Origin of the sequence: Marinomonas sp. PE14-40, from assembly GCF_051623805.1 — a bacterium.
In the GTDB taxonomy this organism is placed as follows: domain Bacteria; phylum Pseudomonadota; class Gammaproteobacteria; order Pseudomonadales; family Marinomonadaceae; genus Marinomonas.
In genome coordinates, this window is sequence record NZ_CP130700.1 from 43,008 (window position 1) to 62,723 (window position 19,716).

General features: G+C 41.9%; 23 protein-coding genes. 17 read left to right on the forward strand and 6 right to left on the reverse strand.

The genetic code is table 11. The annotated features are described in order from the left end of the window. Positions 1 to 26: 26 nt before the first annotated feature. The 5 genes from Q0A08_RS00185 to Q0A08_RS00205 all read left to right on the forward strand — a co-directional run bounded on the left by Q0A08_RS00185 (position 27) and on the right by Q0A08_RS00205 (position 4,399). Complete coding sequence (locus Q0A08_RS00185; RefSeq protein WP_438464126.1) at positions 27 to 1,136, forward strand: FAD-binding oxidoreductase; 1,110 nt, start codon at positions 27 to 29, stop codon at positions 1,134 to 1,136. Positions 1,137 to 1,229: 93 nt separating this feature from the next. Beyond that, a complete protein-coding gene (locus Q0A08_RS00190) occupies positions 1,230 to 2,240 on the forward strand; it encodes a GlxA family transcriptional regulator (RefSeq protein WP_438464128.1) in 1,011 nt (336 codons plus the stop codon). A 151-nt stretch (positions 2,241 to 2,391) separates the two neighbouring features. Next, positions 2,392 to 3,099 carry an AzlC family ABC transporter permease gene (locus tag Q0A08_RS00195; protein ID WP_438464129.1) on the forward strand — a complete coding sequence of 236 codons (708 nt, stop codon included), beginning with the start codon at positions 2,392 to 2,394 and terminating at the stop codon, positions 3,097 to 3,099. Next, a complete protein-coding gene (locus Q0A08_RS00200; protein WP_438464130.1) occupies positions 3,092 to 3,418 on the forward strand; it encodes an AzlD domain-containing protein in 327 nt (108 codons plus the stop codon). Before Q0A08_RS00195 ends, Q0A08_RS00200 begins: the two co-directional genes overlap by 8 nt. Positions 3,419 to 3,457: 39 nt before the next feature. Next, positions 3,458 to 4,399, forward strand: a complete 942-nt coding sequence (locus Q0A08_RS00205; RefSeq protein ID WP_438464131.1) for a LysR substrate-binding domain-containing protein — start codon at positions 3,458 to 3,460, stop codon at positions 4,397 to 4,399. Positions 4,400 to 4,424: 25 nt separating this feature from the next. Here Q0A08_RS00205 and Q0A08_RS00210 read toward each other — a convergent pair whose 3' ends face one another. Together Q0A08_RS00210 and Q0A08_RS00215 are read right to left on the reverse strand one after the other, a co-directional pair. Next, positions 4,425 to 5,243, reverse strand: a complete 819-nt coding sequence (locus tag Q0A08_RS00210; protein ID WP_438464132.1) for an SDR family NAD(P)-dependent oxidoreductase — start codon at positions 5,241 to 5,243, stop codon at positions 4,425 to 4,427. Between the two features lie 9 nt (positions 5,244 to 5,252). After that, complete coding sequence (locus Q0A08_RS00215) at positions 5,253 to 6,017, reverse strand: SDR family NAD(P)-dependent oxidoreductase (RefSeq protein WP_438464133.1); 765 nt, start codon at positions 6,015 to 6,017, stop codon at positions 5,253 to 5,255. Positions 6,018 to 6,376: 359 nt separating this feature from the next. On the opposite strand from Q0A08_RS00215, the gene Q0A08_RS00220 reads away from it, so the two are divergent. Then, positions 6,377 to 7,003, forward strand: a complete 627-nt coding sequence (locus Q0A08_RS00220) for a LysE family translocator (RefSeq protein ID WP_438464134.1) — start codon at positions 6,377 to 6,379, stop codon at positions 7,001 to 7,003. Positions 7,004 to 7,007: 4 nt separating this feature from the next. Here the strand turns inward: Q0A08_RS00220 and Q0A08_RS00225 are convergent, their stop codons facing one another. Continuing rightward, positions 7,008 to 7,928, reverse strand: coding sequence for a LysR family transcriptional regulator (locus Q0A08_RS00225; RefSeq protein ID WP_438464135.1), 921 nt, complete (start codon positions 7,926 to 7,928; stop codon positions 7,008 to 7,010). A 229-nt stretch (positions 7,929 to 8,157) separates the two neighbouring features. On the opposite strand from Q0A08_RS00225, the gene Q0A08_RS00230 reads away from it, so the two are divergent. Genes Q0A08_RS00230 through Q0A08_RS00240 form a run of 3 tightly spaced genes read left to right on the forward strand, consistent with a single transcriptional unit; the run spans position 8,158 to position 10,376 of the window. Beyond that, positions 8,158 to 9,132: a glutathione S-transferase family protein gene (locus Q0A08_RS00230; protein ID WP_438464136.1), complete on the forward strand. Its 975-nt coding sequence runs from the start codon at positions 8,158 to 8,160 to the stop codon at positions 9,130 to 9,132. Next, positions 9,132 to 9,917 carry a dioxygenase family protein gene (locus Q0A08_RS00235; RefSeq protein WP_438464137.1) on the forward strand — a complete coding sequence of 262 codons (786 nt, stop codon included), beginning with the start codon at positions 9,132 to 9,134 and terminating at the stop codon, positions 9,915 to 9,917. Before Q0A08_RS00230 ends, Q0A08_RS00235 begins: the two co-directional genes overlap by 1 nt. 24 nt (positions 9,918 to 9,941) lie before the next feature. After that, positions 9,942 to 10,376: a GlcG/HbpS family heme-binding protein gene (locus Q0A08_RS00240; protein WP_438464138.1), complete on the forward strand. Its 435-nt coding sequence runs from the start codon at positions 9,942 to 9,944 to the stop codon at positions 10,374 to 10,376. 83 nt (positions 10,377 to 10,459) lie between these two features. Here the strand turns inward: Q0A08_RS00240 and Q0A08_RS00245 are convergent, their stop codons facing one another. Continuing rightward, entirely contained in the window at positions 10,460 to 11,932 is a 1,473-nt protein-coding gene (locus Q0A08_RS00245; protein ID WP_438464139.1) for a PLP-dependent aminotransferase family protein, read from the reverse strand. A gap of 148 nt (positions 11,933 to 12,080) precedes the next feature. On the opposite strand from Q0A08_RS00245, the gene Q0A08_RS00250 reads away from it, so the two are divergent. The 5 genes from Q0A08_RS00250 to Q0A08_RS00270 all read left to right on the forward strand — a co-directional run bounded on the left by Q0A08_RS00250 (position 12,081) and on the right by Q0A08_RS00270 (position 15,354). After that, the gene (locus Q0A08_RS00250; RefSeq protein ID WP_438464140.1) at positions 12,081 to 12,857 is read left to right on the forward strand and encodes an aldolase; all 777 of its coding nucleotides are present in this window, start codon (positions 12,081 to 12,083) and stop codon (positions 12,855 to 12,857) included. 11 nt (positions 12,858 to 12,868) lie between these two features. Then, on the forward strand, positions 12,869 to 13,756 hold the full coding sequence (locus Q0A08_RS00255) for a dihydrodipicolinate synthase family protein (RefSeq protein ID WP_438464141.1): 888 nt from the start codon (positions 12,869 to 12,871) through the stop codon (positions 13,754 to 13,756). 142 nt (positions 13,757 to 13,898) lie between these two features. After that, a complete protein-coding gene (locus Q0A08_RS00260) occupies positions 13,899 to 14,645 on the forward strand; it encodes a DNA alkylation repair protein (protein WP_438464142.1) in 747 nt (248 codons plus the stop codon). 54 nt (positions 14,646 to 14,699) lie between these two features. Beyond that, positions 14,700 to 14,987: a LysE family translocator gene (locus tag Q0A08_RS00265; protein WP_438464143.1), complete on the forward strand. Its 288-nt coding sequence runs from the start codon at positions 14,700 to 14,702 to the stop codon at positions 14,985 to 14,987. 4 nt (positions 14,988 to 14,991) lie between these two features. Beyond that, a complete protein-coding gene (locus Q0A08_RS00270) occupies positions 14,992 to 15,354 on the forward strand; it encodes a LysE family translocator (RefSeq protein WP_438464144.1) in 363 nt (120 codons plus the stop codon). Between the two features lie 41 nt (positions 15,355 to 15,395). Here the strand turns inward: Q0A08_RS00270 and Q0A08_RS00275 are convergent, their stop codons facing one another. Together Q0A08_RS00275 and Q0A08_RS00280 are read right to left on the reverse strand one after the other, a co-directional pair. Continuing rightward, positions 15,396 to 16,154: an SDR family NAD(P)-dependent oxidoreductase gene (locus Q0A08_RS00275; RefSeq protein ID WP_438464145.1), complete on the reverse strand. Its 759-nt coding sequence runs from the start codon at positions 16,152 to 16,154 to the stop codon at positions 15,396 to 15,398. Between the two features lie 9 nt (positions 16,155 to 16,163). Next, positions 16,164 to 16,922, reverse strand: a complete 759-nt coding sequence (locus Q0A08_RS00280) for an SDR family NAD(P)-dependent oxidoreductase (RefSeq protein ID WP_438464147.1) — start codon at positions 16,920 to 16,922, stop codon at positions 16,164 to 16,166. A gap of 388 nt (positions 16,923 to 17,310) precedes the next feature. On the opposite strand from Q0A08_RS00280, the gene Q0A08_RS00285 reads away from it, so the two are divergent. From Q0A08_RS00285 to Q0A08_RS00295, 3 genes are read left to right on the forward strand one after another with little or no spacing between them, the layout of a single operon-like run. Next, a complete protein-coding gene (locus tag Q0A08_RS00285; RefSeq protein WP_438464148.1) occupies positions 17,311 to 18,144 on the forward strand; it encodes a substrate-binding periplasmic protein in 834 nt (277 codons plus the stop codon). Between the two features lie 59 nt (positions 18,145 to 18,203). Further along, positions 18,204 to 19,034: an amino acid ABC transporter ATP-binding protein gene (locus Q0A08_RS00290; RefSeq protein ID WP_438464149.1), complete on the forward strand. Its 831-nt coding sequence runs from the start codon at positions 18,204 to 18,206 to the stop codon at positions 19,032 to 19,034. Between the two features lie 2 nt (positions 19,035 to 19,036). Continuing rightward, positions 19,037 to 19,705, forward strand: coding sequence for an amino acid ABC transporter permease (locus tag Q0A08_RS00295; protein WP_438464150.1), 669 nt, complete (start codon positions 19,037 to 19,039; stop codon positions 19,703 to 19,705). Positions 19,706 to 19,716: the final 11 nt, after the last annotated feature.

The window sequence follows — 19,716 nt, forward strand, 5'->3', positions numbered from 1 at the left end:
GACAAGTGAGCTGTCAGGAGAGGCCAATGAGCAAGTTTAATACCTCTGATTTTATCAATCCCATGATGACCCAAACTTGGAGTAATGGTCGTCATGAAGTGCGTTGTGTCAAAGTCATTGCAGAAACCCATGATGTCACCACTTTTACCTTTGGCATGAGTGAGCCCGTGCTTTTCTTTTTCAAACCGGGGCAATTTGTCACCCTAGAGCTTGAAATAGAAGGGCAGCGAGTCATGCGTTCATACACGATTTCAAGTTCGCCTTCGATTCCTTACAGCTTCTCTATCACAGTCAAACGGGTTGAAGGTGGTCAGGTGTCAAACTGGCTACATGACAACCTCAAATCGGGTGATCAAATCGCTGTCCATGGGCCCGTCGGACAATTTAATTGTATGGATTACCCTGCAGATAAAGTATTGCTTTTATCGGGTGGTGTGGGCATTACGCCTGTGATGTCCATGGCTCGCTGGTGGTTTGATACGGACTCGGAAGTCGATATGGTGTTTGCTCATAGTGCCCGTTCTCCTAAGGATATTATTTATCCGTTGGAGCTTGAGTATATGACCACACGTATTGAGAACTTTAAGATGCACCTCATCTGTGAAACCACAGAAATAGGGCAGGCGTGGGGCGGTTATCGTGGTTATTTAGACAGAGCCATGTTGGGTTTGATTGCACCAGACTTTATGGAAAGAGAGGTATTTTGCTGTGGACCTGAGCCTTATATGAAGGCGGTCAGACAGATGCTAGAAGCCGCAGGTTATGACATGTCGCGTTATCACGAGGAGTCCTTTGGCGCGACACCTGTGGATGATGTAGAGCAAGCCCATAAGCATGCGGATGCCGCAGAGATAGAAAACCAACAGCCAAAAGATATGGTACAAGTGAGCTTTAGTGACTCGGATAAAACCTTGGATGTGGCAATCGGCACCAACTTAAACCAAGCGGCTCAAGAAGCTGGGGTTAATATTTCCAAAGCCTGTGGCGTGGGGATATGTGGTGCTTGTCGGGTTAAGGTAGAAGAAGGCGAGTTTGAAATGCTGCAAAACGGCGGTATCAGTGAAGAAGAAATCGCACAAGGTTATGTGCTCTCTTGCTGTACCAGTGTGACCGGCAATATCAGAATTGAATACTAGAATAATGTCGATGCTGATGGAGGTGATAAGAGGCGAGAGCCATGTCTTTTTCAATCAAGAAACCAGATCATCAAGCTTAGGAGGTTGTTGTCGATGAATTTTAATAAACTTCAATCTTTTAAGTTCTGTTTTTTATTGGAACAGGGGTTCTCTCATTTATCTTTGGCTTTGATGTTGGAAACACTTAAACAGGCAAATGACTTTTTACCAGAAAAGTTATATAGCTATGTACTTGTGTTTGATGACTCTCATCTAAGCCATTCAAAAATTGTTTATCAAAATGAAGCGGTTAAACCACTGTCAGTCCCATCCCAAGGGGAAGGCTTTGATCTTATTGTGATGTTAGGTGGAAACCAGCATCAGCAACAAACGTCCCAAGGCTCAGATACATTTATTCGACATCATTATTTAAAGGGGGCATGGTTAGTTGCGCTGGAAACCGGTGTTCATAGATTGGCCAGTTTAGGTTTATTAAAAAATAAACCTGTGAGCTGCCATGCGAATTACCTAAAAGACTTATCTGAGCAATATCCTAGGCTGCAATTTAACACCAATCTCTTTAGTTTTAGTCATGGTATTTATACCTGTGCAGGTGGTTTAGCAACAGCCGATATGATGCTAGATTTGATCGACAGAATAACACCTGTTATCTCGCAACGACTTTATGCTCAGCTGGTTGTTGATAAACCGCGAACGGGCAATGCTACTCAGAAAGGCGCGCTCAAAAAGCAGTTTTCAGGGTTAGGCAAAAGCTTAATCAATGCGATTGAGTTGATGGAGTCTAACTTGAGTGAGCCCCTTGAAATGCAAGAAATAGCCTTTCATAGTGGTGTATCCACGCGACAGTTAGAAAGGTTATTTCAAAAGCATTTAGCTAACTCTCCAAAAAAGTTTTATTTACAGCTTAGGTTGAAGCATGCACGCGATAAGATCATTAACACCAGCCACTCAATTTTGGACGTGGCCTTATCCTGTGGTTTTACCGCTCCGACACATTTCTCAAAGTGCTATAAAGATTTCTTTGGCATGTCACCAAGGCAAGACAGATCTGCCATGTTTGATGGCCAGAATACCAAAGACTGGATAGATAGGTTAGTGTGCTAAAGGTGCCAAGGTTAATCAGGCTCTATTACTCAAAAAATAATAATGCGCATTCATCTTCACTCTCTCAAAAGTGATAAATAAGAAAGGGTTAAAAGGGATGATAAATAGGCGTTACAAGATCTTTCCAGTTTGACCTTAAGGAAGCTTAATAATGGCCAGTCACAGACAAGCGTTTTGGTTTGGAGTTAGGGACTTGCTCCCCTTAGTTTCAGGTGTATTACCTTTTGGTCTGATTGCCGGTGCCACAGGTGTTTCCATGGGAATGACACCTGAAATGATCATGGGAATGACAGTGCTATTTTTTGCGGGTTCTGCGCAATTAGCGGCTTATTCTCTGATTCAAGATAATGCGCCTTTTATCATTATTGTATTTACAGTATTGGTCATTAATTTCAGATTTGTGATTTACAGCGCAAGCTTTGCGCCTTTGTTAGGCCCATTAAAAAAACGTTATCGTCTGCCTTTAACCTTTATGTTATCAGACCAGGTTTATGGTTTGTGCTCTATGCCAGAACAGCTGGTTAAATCGAATGTTGAACGGATTTACTACTATGCTGGTGTGGCAATTTCGATGGCATTAAGCTGGTTTTGCTCCGTCGCTTTAGGAATAGCTCTTGGAGCGAGTATTCCTGCTCATTGGTCTCTTGAATTTACTATTCCATTGGCGTTTTTAGCCATGTTAGTGACAACAATAAACAGTCGATTACTTTTTTTCGTAGCCTGTATTTCAGGCACTTGTGCCATTGCATTTCAGCTCCTGCCTTACAATATAGGGTTTATTGCGGCAGTGATGGCAGGTGTCTTATGTGGTGTGCTTGTGCCGAACTTATTAAAAAAGCAGGAAGGTGAACATGGATAATCTAAATCTTTGGTTATTGTTTTTTGCCGCTGGCTTGGGCACATTTTTAATCCGCCTGTCATTCATTCAATTACATGGTAGTACTCAAGCCTTGATTGAACGTAGCAAGTATATTCTGGCCTTATTACCGCCTGCTATTTTGGCGGCACTGTGTATTCCTGGTATTGTTTTTAGTCGACCTACCTTCGAATATCAGGTGGAGCCAGCTCAGTTAGTCGCTGCGTTAGTCGCTATTTTAATCGCCAAATTCAGTCGCAGTGTATTCTGGCCTGTGGTGGGTGGCATGATTTGTTTCTGGTTGTTACAGGCTTATGTTTAGCTTCATTGGCGAGAAGCGTGTTAGATTGAAACTGATAAGATGAAGCACCTCCCTTCTTTAACAGGGCTGCGTGCCTTTGAAGTTGCCGCAAGGCATAGTAGTTTTAAACTCGCTGCGGATGAGCTATGTGTCACACAAGCGGCTATCAGTCGTCAGATAAGACAGCTCGAAGAACATTTTGGCGTGAGCTTATTTCAGCGTAGTCATAGAAAAGTCTGTCTCACCCCAGCAGGCAAAAAGCTGTATTTAAGTACCCATAATGCCTTTGCTGATATTGCTAAAACTAGCCAAGAAATCCAATCAGAGTCTTTACCAAACTACCTTAATCTATATGCGACCAGCTCCTTTAGCCGCTTGTGGTTAGTGCCCAGATTGCCACAATTACGCAATTTACATCCAGATATTCATCTGCAACTTACCAGCTTAGAGCAAAACCCTAATATGGCGGATAAGTTTGAGGCAGGCATTACCTTAGGGTTAGAAAAGAGTGAGCTTTATGAATCGGATTTTCTTTTTTCTGAAGTTATCTTTCCTGTGTGTACGCCGAAATTGTTAGCGGAAAATCCAGATATCGTAAACCTTGATTGCCTCATTCAACATTCGCTTTTGGAATTAGATTCAACATTTTGGCAGGCAAAATGGTGGCAGCCTGTGGACTGGGCCACTTGGCTTCTTCAGCTAGATCAATCACAACAGGATGAGCCTAAAAAAGCACTTAAAGGCGTAACGCCCGATATGATGTTCAGCCATTTTCCTATGCTATTAGATGCTGTATTGCAAGGTGTCGGAATTGGTCTCGCTTGGCAGCATTTAGTACAGGATATGTTGAATGATGGTCGTTTGGTACGGCCTGTGCCAGACAGTTTTAAGGCGATTGAACGTAAGCATTACTTCGTTTGTCGAAAAGATCTCGTGGATAAAGCGGAAATGGTCCATTTGCGAGACTGGTTACTCTCGCAAACGGCCATCTTTAGACATTAGCTAATAAATAGTGAATGAGTGCCGATTAAAAAGGCAGCGGCAATTTGGCTGTTCTGCCGCCATCAACCACGAAGGTTTGACCTGTAATAAAACTTGCTTGTTCCGAAGCAAGAAACACCACCATATTACCAATATCTTCAGGCTCACCCGTGCGTCCCACAGGGTGCATGGCAATCAGGTTTATGTGTGCTTGGACGGGGTCCGCTTGGTCATTAATATAGTTATTACTTAAATCTGAGTTAATCCAACCAGGGGCGATGGCGTTACAACGTATACCGTCCTTGCCAAGATCAATGGCCAAAGCTTGAGTTGCCCCATGAACACCGGCTTTAGAACCACAATAGGCTGTGTGATAAGGGTTAGCACCTATGCCTTCGATCGAGCCCATGTTAATGATACTAGCGCCATGCTTAGTTGTGCTCTTAGCTTTTCTCTTAGCTGTGCTCTTAGCTTTTAGTTGGGGGAGAAGGGCTTTCGCGAGAAAAACCGGTGCTCGCAAATTGACTATCATCATCTTATCCCAGCTTGCTTCATCCATATCTTGAATGTGCTGTTCGAACATAAAACCCGCATTGTTAACCAAGATATCGACGCCACCTAATGTGTCGGCAAAAGTGGCAATATCATAGGGTGCTTGGCGTTCACTCAAGTCTGCTTTTATATAAAAGACGCGCGTATTATCAGCTAATGCTTGGTCTAACTCTTGGCGTTGGGCTATCAGTACTTTAGCACCAGCGGCTAATAGGCATTCGGTAATACCGCGACCAATGCCACGACCACCACCTGTCACTAGGGCCAGTTTGTTAGCCAAAACATTGCTTGTTTCTATATGGGTGGCATTCATTTTTAATCCTCAACCTGATACTGGCTTAGCGCCAGTGACTTCTATAGTTTCTCCAGCGATATAGCGGGACTGATCTGATGCTAAAAAGGCGATTACATCGGCAATGTCTTCAGGTTCGGCAATGCGACCTAAAGGCACGGTTTTATTCAATTCTTCCACTGCTTTGTCTGGGTCAAGGCCACGGCGTTCAAAGCCTGTGCGTATCATGGGGGTATTGATTTCGTGAGGACAAACCGCGTTCACGCGAATATTAAAGGGCGCGCAATCACGGCCTAGGTTTTTTGTTAGAGCTGCTACGGCGCCTTTACTGGTGCAATAAGCCACATGGGCAGGGCCTGGGTGAGTGCCCCAAACAGAAGAGGTGTTGACGATAGCGCCACCATTTTGCTTCATATGAGGAATGCCTGCTCGACATAAAAAGAAGACAGCATTGAGATTAACGTCCATGGCCAGCGACCACATCTCATCACTGGTTTCTTCGATTGTACCTCGGGGGATAATGCCCGCATTGTTAAGCAAAATATCAAGCCCACCAAAGGTTTCGACTGTTGCTTGAATCAAGCTCTCACAATAGTCTTTACTGCGTAAATCTCCGGTATAGAAAGCGGCTTGACCACCGGTTGAGGTGATCTCTTGGACGAGTTGAGCGCAGGACTCTTTCTCTCTATCCGCTATCATTACCTTAGCCCCTTCACTGGCAAAAAGCGTTACTAAGGTACGGCCCACACCACCTGTCCCCCCTGTTATGACACAGACTTTATTTTCGAAACGCATTGGCTTACTCCCACCTTGTTATTTTGTGATGAGGCTCATGGTGGCGTAGGAAAAAGAGGGCGACAAACGATCTTTATGCTGCTTTCACTTAACCTCATGTTAAGTGAATGGTTGAGTGAAAGAGTAAGTGAAAAGCTGAAATGAGAGAAGAGAGAGAAGAGAGAAGAGAGAAGAGAGAAGCGAGCATAAATATAAATCATGTATGAATTTCTCATGGTAAAGATTTGCTCAGTTTAATATATTGGCTGTAAGCAATCTGAAATTTTAATCCAAGCGCCTTTTAACAAAAGCTTTTAAAACCAAGGCGCCTTTAATAAAAGCCCTTTGAAGCAAAATATCTAGCTTAAAACGAGGTCGAAATGTTAACCCTTGAAACCCTCATTACTTATCTTGCTATCTTGATAGGTTTTGCCTTCACCCCAGGTCCTGCTACCTTGCTAACCCTAGCAAGATCAAGCCAATCAGGTGTACGTGTAGGTCTTTTCACTGGGTTTGGAATTGCAGTTGGGGATTTGATTCATACCTTGTTAGCGGTATTGGGTATCTCTGCGATTATTCTTGCGTCAGCCTTGATGTTTAGCATAGTGAAGTACCTAGGGGCTGCTTATCTTATTTATCTGGGCATTAAGGCGTTGTTTGTTAAAAGTGACCTGAATTTACCTAAACAAATGAGTATCATCTCAGCTAAAGATGCCTTTCGACAGGGAGTTTTATTAGAAGTGCTTAACCCTAAGTCTGCCATGTTCTTTTTAGCTTTCTTACCTCAGTTTGTAGCGCCAGAGCAAGGCATGGTGGCTTTTCAAATGATGACACTAGGGCTTCTATTTGTGGGAATTGGGCTTTTTAGTACCTTTGTTGTGGCGTTAAGTGCCGGCAGAATAGGCGCATTTTTACGTCGTAATCCTATACTTATGCGTCGACAAAATAAGGCGGTTGGTAGCCTTTATTGTGGTTTAGGGGTGAAGCTAGCGTTTCAGGAACGCTAGTTTTTTATTTCACTTTTTGTTCAGTGAGATAAGCCTTAAATTCCGCAATAAACTGAGTCAATCTCGCCGAAGTATGTTTTCTATGTGGGTAGACTATCTGTATGGGAAACTGAGTTTGATGAGCCTTCGCTAAAATAGGAATTAACAGTCCTTGATTGATGAGATCTTGGGCGGCAAATGCTGGGGTATAACAAATGAGTTTTCCATGGCGTGCTAGCTGAACCGCCGCCGAGGCACTATTCACCCGTACCTTATAATTTGGTGTGACTTTAACTCTGCTTTCTATTCTGCCTTTCTTGTTATTTCTTTCCAAAACATCTTGGTTTTCAATGACTTCGAACGACCAATGATTTTCACGGGAGTTGTCATCAAGTACACAAGGCAAGTTGCTTAAATCACTAAATTGTCTAGGTGTTGGATAGCTCTCTAAAAAGGCCTGAGAGGCGCATAACATCATGTTCACCTTACCAATATGGCTGGCGATTAAGGATGAATCTTCTAATCTACCAATGCGAATGGCAGCATCAACCCCTTCGTTTATCAGATCCACATATCGATCGTTTAATAGAATTTCAATCTCTAATTCTGGATAGGTTTCTATAAGCTTTGCCACAAAGGGCATGACAACCTGCTCACCATACGTTGTCGGCACAGCAATTCTGAGTTTACCCGCCACATTTAGAGATGACTGAGTTAATTGAGACTCTAAGTTATCTAAATCCTCAAGCAGAAGTTTGGCCTGCTCATAATAGGTTCGCCCCATGGCTGTTGCCTGTATCGAGCGAGTAGAGCGTGTCATTAAACGAATCTGCAAGTGAGCCTCAAGCTGAGAAACCTGTGTACTTACCATGGCCTTAGTTCGACCCAAGCGTTTAGCGGCTGCGGTATAAGAGCCTTCCTCAAACACCGTGATAAAGGCTTCCATCAATTTTAATTTGTTAATTGTAAAATTTCCCTAAACAGTGATTTCAAAATATGGGTAATTGTTAAATATATTGGATTTTAGATAATAAAACTATCAAAGGTGGTGAATGAAGAAATAAACCACCTCCCATAAGAGAGTTAGTTAGAGATTCAGTTAGAAAATCAGTTAGAAAGTTTTGTTTTGAAATAGTGGCTCAGAGACAGTTTAAAAAGCTTAAGAGGAAAAGGTTATGTTAGTGAATGGTGTATGGCAGAAAAATTGGGATCCAGTACAAAAGAAAGATGCTCAAGGTCGATTTATTCGCCAAGACAGTGTGTTTAGAGAGCGTATCAAAGACCCAGTGAAAATTGTAAAAGAAGGACTAAGGCTTTATGTCGGCTATATTTGCCCTTGGGCAACGCGAACCTTGATTGCCCGCTCTTTATTAGGTTTAGAGGAGTATATAGAGGTGAAGGTAGTAGAGCCTGTATTAACAGACTTTGGTTGGAAGTTTGGTGATTTTCCGGGCGCAACATCAAGTGCAATTGTAGATGTGGAATTTGCGCATCAACTTTATACGCTAACTGACCCAGATTATTCAGGTCGTGCCACTGTCCCTGTGCTTTGGAGCCTTTCAAAAAGTCGCATTATGAATAATGAATCTTCTGATATTTTAAGAGTATTGAATCAAGATTTAAGGCCGATTCATAAGTCTAATATCGACCTATATCCGAGTGCGTTACAGACGAAAATTGATGCCTTTAATGACAGGGTTTATTACTCATTTAATAATGGGGTTTACCGTGCGGGTTTTGCCTCAAGCCAGCTTGCTTATGATGAAGCTTTCGCCGATGTTTTTAACTGCTTAGATGAACTTGAAGTGCATTTCGAGCAGGCAAACTATGCGGTGGGAGAGCAAATAACTGAAAGTGATATTCGTTTATTTGTGACCTTGGTGCGTTTTGATCCTGCCTATTTCAGCTTGTTTAAAACCAACTTACGTCGCATTTCTGATTATCCTAATTTGTCTGCGTATCTTGATCGTTTATTAAGTATCAAAGCCTTTAGTGAGAACACACGAGTCGACCATATCAAAGCAGGTTATTACTCCGTGAAAGCCTTAAACCCATCGGGAATTGTGCCTAAAGGCCCTGAATTAGCATGGTTTAAATACCTAGAGGCTGAGCAATTTCAAACTCAAAAGCCAGTTGAGGAGGTTGCCTAATGTCCCTCGTTCCCGTGATGTTTATTAGTCATGGTTCGCCCATGTATGGTCTTGCACCCGGTATTGCGGGGCAACAGTTAAATGAGATCTCAGATTTGTTTGAGCAATGCTCAGCAATTGTCGTTATCTCACCCCATTGGATGACACGAGGAAATGCTATTACACATAGTCGTGAGCCAGGCATTTTGCATGATTTTGGCGGCTTTCCAAAAGCTTTATATGAGCTGACTTATCCCGCTATAGGCCAGCCTGAACTTGCTCAAAATATTCAAACTTTGCTTGCACAAAAAGGTGTACAAGCCCATTTAAATTCAAGGCGAAGTTTCGATCATGGGGTCTGGATACCCTTACTGCATTTAAGGCCTGAGGCGGATATTCCCATTGTGCAAATCTCACTTAATGTGGATGCTACACCAGAGGACTTGGTTGATTTAGGTGCTCACTTGTATTCATTGCGCGAGCAAGGTGTCGCTATTATTGCTTCGGGTGGGTTAACCCATAACTTGTACGATATCCAAATGAAGCATCAAAAAGTCGCTGACTATGCAGCAAGGTTTGAGTTATGGGCAACTGAACAGGTACAAAAACGTAATCTAAAAGCTTTGCAAAATGCGTCTGTGAAGAATCCAGATTTTAAGCAGTCGCACCCGACGCCAGAGCATTATTTACCTTTGTTAATTGCGATGGGAGCGACAACCAAAGAGGATGAGTTTAGCCAGTTAACCAGCCCTATACAGCATCACTCTATCTCAATGACGAGCTTTCTTTGGCAAGGCACATCTTAGTATGACAAGAACAGGAGCGAGCAAATGCGAGGGATAAATTTAAAGGTAGCGCATAATATCATAGAGCATGGGTTAGAGGAGGCTGAGAAACAAAACTCAGCCCCCTTGACGTTAGTAGTACTTGATACTGGTGGCCATATTAAAGCCTCGGCCAGTCAAGATAACTCAGGCACAGCAAGATTCGATATTGCTAAAGGTAAAGCTGCTGCAGCTTTAGGAATGGGTTTTGGTACAAGGCAGTTTTATAACCTAGTGAATAAAAATGTATTGCCAGAAATGTTTGCTACAAGCATTAATGGTGCAACGGGTGGCAATTTTATCCCTTTACCCGGTGGTGTTTTAATACTGGAGGAGGGCGAGATTATCGGCGCCATAGGGGTATCGGGCGCAAGCTCAGATCGAGATGAATTTATCGCCATAAAAGCCATCGAAAGGCTTGGTCTAAGTGCTTCAGCTTAATCCATATAAAGAAAATAAAGGCTTTAGATCGCTTTTTTATGTCTGATCAGAATACTTAAAACTAAGTAGCTAAAGCAAAGTGGCTAAAACAAAGTACATGCTAATGTTTCGATAGATTGGGTTATTTCTGCTTCATTTAATGCGCCAAACCCGAATCGAATATGAGAGGGTTTGACCTGTTCGTCTGTATAAAAAGTATTGAGCGTTGAGTCTTTATTACTATGACATAAGCCTTGTAATTCACTGAGCTTTTCAGTAGTGATGAGCTTGGATATATCGACCCAAATAGCCATGCCTCCGGTAGGGAGTTTAAAAGACACCTTATCTGAAAATATACGCTCAAACTCAGCAGCAGCAAGGTTTCGTCGTGCTTCATATTGTTTTCTTGTTCTACGAATATGGCGTTTCACTTCACCTGACTCCATGAGGTCTGCCAGTACATGTTCTGTGATTGTGTTTCCTTGTCTATCTATCAGTACTATCTCTTGTGCCGCTCTTTCGATAAATGCTTGGTTAGCCACCATATATCCAAGCCTTAGCCCAGGAGCGAATACTTTTGACATAGAGCCAATATGAATGACATTTTCAGCATTTGGCAGACTGGCTAGAGGAGGGACAGGGTTAGCCTCATAATGAAACTCATGATCATAATCATCTTCTATCACAGCAAACTGATAGGTTTTAGATAGATCGAGTAGGGTGAGCCTTCGATCCATGGGTAAGCAAACCGTCGTGGGGTATTGATGGTGTGGAGTCACATAAACCCCCGTTACCTTATGTTGATTAAGTAGCTCTTTTAGATGTTCAACATCAAGGCCTTTTTGGTCCAATTTGCATTTTAAAACAGTGAAACCATTTGATTCAAAAGCGGCTCTTGCGGGTGAGTAGCATAGATCCTCCATGATAATAGCCCCCTTGTTTGGGTCTAATATTCTAGAGGTGAGGTATATCCCCATTTGGCTACCACGCACGATACATACCTGCTCAATAGAGCAAGTCATAAACCTATCATCAGTCAGCATCTTTTTGATGGAATGTCGTAATTCAGTTGTACCTCTTGGATCGCCATAACCAAGATTCGAATGACGACTTAATTCAATGCAAACGCGGCGATAGGTTCTTGCTAATAAATCGTAGGGAATAAGGCGAGAATCGGGAATGCCATCATTCGATACTGGGGTTGCGTCAAATGAACTAAGTGCATTTTGATACAGCATGGTAACAAGTTCAGATGGCAACTTGGTATGGTGAGAAGGGGCCAGCAATGCTTGGTTTTGATTAGAAAGCCCTTGTTCTGGCAGTGTCTCAGATACGAATGTACCGCTTCTTGGTTTACTGACTAACCAAGCTTGGGCTTCGAGTTCCTCGTAAACCAGCTGTACAGTTTTACGATTAATATTGAGTTGTTTAGCTAATGCACGGGTGCCTGGGAGCATGCTGCCTGTGGCTAGTCTTCCCGTCAAAATATCTGAGGTTAATTTATTTAATAGCTTTGAATGCAGGGTTTTCCCTGGGCTATCTTCAAGCCAGAACTGTACTTCCCAAGGTCTTTGCATAAACAGTTATCACTCTAGTAATTGCGTTATTAATCACATTTAAAAACTAACTGGACCATATAAATAAAATAATCTGGATCTTATTAGTAATCCAGTTTATCGCTAGTTTATCTCTGCCGTCAAAAATATATAAACGAAGGAGTTAGCTATGCAGACAGCAGATAAAAGCAAAACTGAGTTAATGCAAAGTGCCCAAGACAGCATGAATAGAGTGATTCAAGATATGGATCTAAGCCAACGTCAAAAGCTGGCGTTAACCTCTAGAATCTTATTTGATAAAGGACACGACTCAGGTTTAGCGGGACAGATCACTTGTCGCTCAGACATTGAGAATCGTTTTATCACCCAGCGTTTTGGCTTAGGGTTTGATGAAATAAGCGCAGAAAATCTAATCGAAGTTGATCAGGATCTTAACCCTACCAATGGAGAAGGAATGGCGAACCCTGCCAATCGTTTTCACACTTGGATCTATAAAGAACACCCTGAGGTGAATTGCATTATTCATACTCATCCAACCTATATTGCTGCTTTATCCATGTTGAAAATCCCCTTGATTATCTCTCAGATGGATACCTGCGGTTTATATAATGATTGCTCTTTTGTGAGTGATTGGCCGGGTGTACCTGTAGGTAATGAGGAGGGTGTCCTTATTTCTAAAACGCTTGGTACCAATCGAGCTGTTTTCCTTGCTCATCACGGGCAGCTAGTCACAGGAAAAACCATTGAAGAAGCCTGTAACTTGGCCATCTTAATTGAACGTGCGGCTAAATTGCAGTTGCTCGCAATGGCTGCAGGAGAAGTAAAACCTTTGCCTGTAGACCTTGCTCAAGAGGCACATGATTGGGTTTCAACCGATAAGCGTAACAAGGTGAACTTTGCTTACTATGCAAGGCAAGCACTTAAATCACATACAGATTGTCTATAAGGAGAAGTGAAATGAATTTATCAGGCATTATAGGCTATCCAGTTACGCCTTTTAATCAAGAGAGTGGTGCGTTAGATTTTGAAAAGTTAGGGCTTGTTATTGATAAGCTGTTAGTTTCAAAAGTTGATGCTATCGCCGCCTTGGGGAGCGCTGGTGAAGCGGCTTATTTGAACCAAACTGAGTGGGAGCAAGTGGCTAAATATACTGTCAAACATGTCGCAGGCCGTGTCCCTGTGGTGATAGGTATTGCAGAGCTAACCACAGAACAGGCAATAGAAAGAGCAAAATACGCCCACCTTGTTGGTGCAGATGTGGTCATGGTCTCACCACTGTCTTATTACAAACTGAGTGAAGCTGAAATTTATCAACACTATAAAAGTATTTCTCACGCTAGCCCTTTGCCTATTATGATTTATAACAATCCAGCAACCTGCGGAGTCGATATGACACCTCAATTTATGCTGAAAATAGTGGCAGAAATTGGCAATGCTTGCATGATAAAAGAAAGCAGTGGTGACATTCAGCGCATGCATAAAATATTTACCTTATCAAACGCTAAGGTGCCATTTTTTAACGGATGTAATCATTTAGCATTAGAAGCGCTCAATGCAGGCGCAAGTGGTTGGTGCACTGCTGCCCCTTGCTTGATTGATGAGCAACCAAAGCGTTTGTTTGATGCTGTACAAAGTGGTAAACAAGAAGAGGCTAAAGCGTTATTTTATCAACAATATTCTTTTCTAGAGTTTATTGTAAATACAGGTTTAGCGGCTGCCGTTAAGACTGGTTTGGCGTTTCAGGGATTACCCGTAGGTCATCCGAGAAAACCTTTATTGCCATTAACTGAAGCGCTTGAAACACAATTAAAAGGCTTATTAACTGAGCTAAATAGTCTGAGTTAAATTGCCTGTATTAAATAGTCTGGTTGATAAGAGCCCTCTAATAAGTGGGCTCTTTTTGCTTCATCATTTAAGGGTTTTATTCTGTTAACATCTCACGCAAAATTAAAGGCTTATATACATCCAAGCTGGTGGCCCTAGTTTTATGCGAGACATTTCATTTTATATCCATCACCTCAAAACGGAACTTAGACAAGTCAGTACGCCTGAAAAAGCGGCCTCAAGTGCTCGTTATTTTCCCGAAGGGTTTGAATGTCTTGGAGCAAATGCGACAGATATTAAACTCATCTTAAAAGCCTTTCAAAGCCAATATGTAGATTTAAATGCCGAGCAAACTCTTGCGATTACTGAGGCATTTCTTGAAGAGGCACAATATAACGAAGAGTTCTTATTAGCCTTTGCACTGATAAACAAGTTTGTAAAACGTCATTATGATGATGCCTTATTAGTACGCTTTGAATATTGGTTAGAAGAATATGCCAATAACTGGTCTTTGGTGGATGATTTGTGTCTAAAAGCGGTTTTTAATTTTTTGATGACGCGACCTCATTTAATTGAGTCAATGCAGCATTGGGCGTTATCGCAAAGCCCTTGGTGTCGACGGGCCGCTTGTGTTGTCTGGGTAAAGTTTATTAAGCGTAAAATGGGCAAGCAGACCTATTATCTGAATGCCGCCTTAGTCTTCAAACAGTGCGACTTATTACTCGAAGATGAGAATGAGTTTGTACAAAAAGGGGTGGGTTGGTTATTAAAAGTGACTGCAATAGAGCACCAAGCTGAAGTTATTCGTTTTATAGAAGAAAATATTAATCGCTTTTCAAGGCCTACATTACGTTATGCTATTGAGAAAATGGATGGCGAAACACGCAAAGCAATGCTTTCTCTTAAATAATTTTGTGACAGCTACTTTCTGACACCTTATATATGATGCTTAAAAGGAGCGTTTATGGATTTGGCAAACTGGATCATATTTTCTTCAATCATTACCTTGGCTTCTATTTCACCTGGGCCTAATGTGATTGCAGTGATAGTACAAGCGTTAGAGTCTGGCCTAAGGGGCGCTTTTTATACCATCTTAGGTAATCTAATTGCGTTATTTTCCATAGCCCTAGCGGCGGCCTTAGGAGTAGGCGCTTTATTAGAAGCCGCTCCCAGCGTCTTTAATGTGATGAAATTAGCAGGAGGTGCTTATTTAGCTTGGATGGGTATTAAGATGCTAAAAAGCATCTTTTAATAAGATGCCTACTATCAATTTGGCGAAGGCAGATAGTGATAAGCTAGAGCAAGAAGAGCAGATATCAAAACGAAGCTTGATTATTAAAGCCATGCTGATCTCCTACAGTAATCCAAAATCCATCTTATTCTTATCGGCTGTTTTCCCTGCGTTTTTAAATCAAAGTCAAGCTGTGCCTGTGCAGTTTGGGATCATGTTTATGTCTATCATCTTAATAGTCAGTTCAATACATGCTGCTTACGCATTATTAGCCTTGCGCATGAAGTCTCGTTTGGTTGGCGCTAAATCGAGACGAATCATGGCTCGCCTCTCAGGCATTAGCTTTTTAGGCTTTGGTTGTGGGTTTATGTATGATGCCCAGAAATAAACTCATCTAAAGGCTATCCTTGTCCTTTAGAATGTAGGTTGTTAGCGTACGTAATCTGCACCGGTAATATCAATAGTTGATCCTGTTGCATGCCTTACTTTACCTGTGGCTAAAAAGCTGATCATCTCTGCAATATCACTTGGAGGCGTTACTTCTTTTAATGGTAATGCCTCGCAAATAACGTCTTCTCCCACTGCTGCAATATGAGCTTCTGCCATTTCAGTTCTTACCCAACCTGGCGCTAAGGCATAAGCCAGTATATTTTTGCCAGCAAATCCACGGGCTATGCCTTTAGTTAAAGCAAGTAATCCACCTTTTGCAGCGCCGTAAGCGAGGTGTTCTGCGTTATCGCCTCGGTGAGAAGAGCGGCTTGCCATATTAATGATGATACCCGCGCCCATGTTCTCAAAATGTTGAATGCTATATCGACATAAATCCGCTGCAGCAATCAAGTTAACTTGAAGGTTAGTATTCCAATCCTTACGCCAGTCATCATCATTATCTAGGGGAGAGGAGACATACACGCCAGCGTTATTTACCAATACATCGATATGTCCTCGCCAATTTAAGGCATTTCGCCATAAAGATTGAATCTCATTAGGGTTACTGAGGTCTGCTTGAATGGCTAATCCACGTTCAGCAAACTCTGATTCGAGCGCTAAAGCAGGAGCCATGTTTGAGCTGTAATGAATTATCACATTTGCGCCATCTCGATATAAGGTTCTCGCAATGACTAAACCAATGCCTTTGGATGCGCCAGTGACAAGAATCGTTTTACCTTTAAGGGGAAGTGAGCTCATAGTTTTTCCTTAAGCGACGGCTTGGGCGCCGGTTATTTCAACTAGGGAACCACACATAAATGCGGCTTCGTCAGACATGAGAAATGCGACCAATGCGGCCACTTCGTTAGGTTTTCCAATGCGTCCATATGGCACCATAGCATCCAAGTCAGCGATGGTTCTACCGGAGCGAATAACACCGTGTTCTAACATGGGTGTGTGGATTTCACCTGGACATACGGCATTTACGCGTATTTTTTTAGGGGCATAATCTCTTGCGAGATTTTGAGTAAAAGCGGCGACTGCTGCCTTGGTTACATTGTAGGCTATATGGCTCGGTGCAGGGTGGAGCCCCCACTGAGATGCGGTGTTAACGATAGCACCACCTCCTGCTTTTATCATATGTGGCAAAACGGCTTGGCATAGGTAAAACATGCTATGGATGTTTACATCGAAGCTCATTAACCAATCACTATCTTCCAATGACAGTAAATCTCCACGTCGGTTAATACCTGCGTTGTTTGCAAGTAAATCTATGTTGCCATGGCGATTAATAATATCCGCTACCAATGATTGACAGGCCTGTTTATTGGCAATATCTGTTTCTGAAGCCTCAGCCTTAAGTCCTTTATCTAGTAGTTGTTTTACCAGCATGTTGGCGCTGGCAATATCAAGATCACAGACAATCACTATTGCACCTTCTGTTGCCAGCTGCTCACAAATTGCGGCGCCTATTCCACCTGCTCCGCCAGTCACGATAGCGACTTTACCTTCAAATCTAGATTGCATAGTGCTTACTCTTTTTTTTTGTATTTATTGTGTATACATTGTTTTGTTTTTTCTCGTAATTTCTTGCTTATGTCAAGTATTTTTTTATCAATAAAGATAACTAATGAAACTTTATTGAAGGATAAATTTAGAAATAGAAATTATAAAAATGTAAAAATATCTTTATTTATTAGTTATTTATGCAATTTTATTAGTTGTTTTTAGTTTATGTTAAAAAGGTGTAAAACACATTTTGATTTTTGTATTTATTAAATATACAAAAAAATCTTGACGTTAGGGTTTTGTGTATTCATAGTGTATGCAAGGTTTTGGTTCTTTTTACCTTTACTGATAGATAAACCTCCCATGTAAAACAAAATAAAAATGACATTAGCAGTAGGAGATACACATGAAATTGTTTAAATCACTTCAGAAAATCGGCTTAGCAACATCACTTTTAGCATCAGTATTATTTTCAGGAGTAGCAGGTGCGACAGAAACTGAACCTGTTTGGGAAAATGCTCAGAAAAGAGGGATGTTGCGATGTGGGGCAGCCGTTGCACCACCTTATGTAATTCGTGACCCGAAAACGGGTGAATACAGTGGTGTTTATGTTGATTTATGTCGAGAGTTTGCTGAAACCCATTTGGGCGTAAATGCTGTTTTTGTTGACACAACCTGGGACAACATTATTGCGGGTTTGCAAGCAGGTAAGTGGGATATGTCATTGGCACTGAATCGTAAACCTAAGCGCGCTATGGCGGTTGGATTTACAATTTCACCTATGTATCAAGAAGTGTCATTTGTTTTTAATGGTGAAAACCCCAAGCTATCAGCTAATGCTAGGTACTTAAATGACTTCGATAAAAAAGGCATTACACTTGCTGTCATGTCAGGCACTGTACAAGATCAAGGCCTTACTAGTGTCATTCAGAATGCAAAAATATTACGCCTTCCTGGCAATGATGAAACACGGTTAGCTTTAATCTCTCGTAGAGCTGATGTGTTAGTCGATGCTGCGGATACGAATCGTATTTTCACTTCCATAAACAAAGAATGGGCGATAGATGTTGCTCCTACACCAGCATTGCTAAAGCAAGGCATCGCTTTGGCTGTTCGCAAAGATGTGTCTTGGTCTGATATTGAAGTATTTAATATTTTCTTAGAAGAAAAAATTGCTAAAGGTGATGTTGCTCGTTTAGCGCAAATGTACACCGAAAAATCTATTGAAGCAGCTGAGTAATTGGACTTAAGGGGTAGGGCTCATTCTTATCCTTATATAGTTTAATAGAGGAGTAAACCATGATTAGTACTAATGCTCATCCAGCTAAAAATAGACATCAATCGACTTTAAATCAGATCGGAGCAGATGCATTTGTCTCTATTAGGGGGCTGGAGAAAAGCTACGGCCCTAATATTCATGTTCTTAAAGGGCTGGATTTAGATATGCAGCCTGGAGACAGAATTGTTGTGATAGGGCCCAGTGGCGGCGGCAAAAGTACCTTATTGCGTTGCATGATGGGCTTAGAAGAAATTGCTGCTGGAGATATTTCCTTAGGGGGAGAAGATTATATTTCTGCAGCACCCAGCAAAAAAGGCGTGAATAATTTAAACCGAGAGGTGCAAAAGCGTGTTGGTATGGTGTTTCAACATTATACCTTGTTTCCCCACCTTACTATTTTGAGCAACTTGACGTTAGCGTCAGTAAAATCTCGGGGTGTCAGTCGACAAGAAGCTAATGCAAAAGCTATGTCCTTACTTGAGCGTTTTGGTTTAGCCGATAAAGCAGATGCTCACCCAAGTCAGTTATCTGGTGGACAAAAGCAACGTGTAGCCATTGCCCGTGCACTCATGCTATCGCCTGAATTGATGTTATTTGATGAGGTTACCTCAGCCCTAGATCCTGAGCTAGTAAATGAAGTTGAGTCGGTGATGTTGCAATTAGCGGAACAAAAAATGCCGATGATGATAGTGACTCATGATATGTGGTTTGCAAAAAACATTGCGACTCGCGTTGTTTTTTGTGCTGGTGGTGTGGTTGTGGAAGATGGCACGCCAGAACAAGTTTTTGGTAATCCTAAAGAGCAGCGTACCCGAGAGTTCCTAGAAAACGTATTACATGCAGGTCACTGATTATGAATTACGACATTGATTTTTTCTATGTACTTAAAGGAATAGACCAGTTGTTAGATGGTCTGATAGTGACAGTTCAACTAACGCTGACATCTGTTGTTTTTGGTGTGATAGGCGGCTTTTTAGTCTGTCTGATGGCAATGAGCCAATCGCGATTGATTAGACTACCTACTATGGCCTTTATTGAAGTGTTTCGTTGCACTCCAGCTTTGATTCAGATTGTTTGGATCTTCTATTGTGTACCCATGCTGTTTAATTTGTTTTTGGACCCCTTTGTAATGGGTGTATTGGCGTTATCTCTCAACTTGATTGCCTTCAATGCAGAAGCTTATCGAGCGGCAATACAGGCTATTCCTAAAGCACATTTAGATGCCTCAATTGCACTGGGGTTAACGCCATTACAAACTAACTTATATGTCATTTTACCCCAAGCGATTCGCTTGGGGATGCCAGTGTTAGTGACGAATGCCATCAGCATTTTTCAGCAGAGTGCGCTGGTGGCCATCGTGGCAATTGAAGATTTAATGTATATGGGGAAATTGCTTTCAACCGAAACCTATCGACCCATAGAGACATTTACATTTGTTGCTCTGATGTATTTTGCCATTGCGTTACCTGTAATGCTACTGAGTAGTCGCTTGGAAAAACGTTATAAAACGGCGAATAGCTAAGGTGTTTTAGT